Origin of the sequence: Sphingomonas endophytica, from assembly GCF_001476895.1 — a bacterium.
In the GTDB taxonomy this organism is placed as follows: Bacteria; Pseudomonadota; Alphaproteobacteria; order Sphingomonadales; family Sphingomonadaceae; genus Sphingomonas; species Sphingomonas endophytica_A.
In genome coordinates this window covers 1-870 of record NZ_LDTB01000133.1, presented here as the reverse complement: position 1 = coordinate 870, position 870 = coordinate 1, and the positions used below count along the sequence as shown (strand labels likewise).

Annotated in this window: 1 pseudogene; it reads right to left on the bottom strand. The window is 61.4% G+C overall.

Annotation, left to right across the window (positions count from 1 at the left end):
* Window positions 1-870: pseudogene (locus NS334_RS16340) on the bottom strand (lactate dehydrogenase); the annotation flags it as partial.

The following is an 870-nucleotide window of genomic DNA, read 5'->3' as shown; positions in this document are numbered from 1 at the left end:
TTGCCATTTCGGTATGCGGTTTGAATTCAGTTTTTTGAGTTGGTGTTCCGGTTCATGGTCTTTATCCGGGTCGACCAGGCGCAGGTCGATCGCGTCGGGGCGGCCGGCCGTAATGACGGATAGCAGGATATCGTCGGCCGGCTCCGGCGTACGGTCGCGCTCCTCAAACGCCTTGATGCGCGCGTCGAGCAGCACCTGGTAGCGCTTGAACGAATCGGTCTGCTTCGCGGTCAGGATCTGGCGTCGGCCGGTCGAGATCGCCGGCACCTTTACATACTGCCGCAGATCCTCGGGCATCACCACGTCCGCGAAGGAGCGGAACATGGCGATCAGCTCCGGGACGTTGACAAAGGTGGCGAAGCGCGTAACCGGCTTGTATTTGCCGGAGGGTTGGAGCTCGAGTTCGGTCGACACGTCGCCGAAGGTCGAGGCCCAGGCATCGAACTCGTGCAGTCCACGCTCGAGCAGCGCAGCGTAACCGAGATAGCGCTGCACGGAGAACATCTCGCCAAGCGTGTTGTTGATGGGGGTGGCGGAGGGGAGGACGGGGGCCCGGCCTGGGTTTTTCGTTTGGACGAAGCGCGACTTCACATAGAGGTCCCAGGCGCGCTGCGAGCCGTTCGGGTCGACGCCGCGCAAGCTGGTCATATTGGTGGCGAAGGACAGTTTTCTGAACTCCTGCGCCTCATCGACGATGATCTGGTCGATTCCGATTTCGGCGACCGTCAACAAATCGTCCTTGCGCGAGGCCAGCGATTCGAGACGTTCCTGATGACCCTCCTTCATCCGCTCGATGCGCTTGCGCGACAGGCGGTCCTGGCTGTCGACCTTGCCGAGGAGCTCTTCATAGGCCTCCAACTCGTCCTGGAT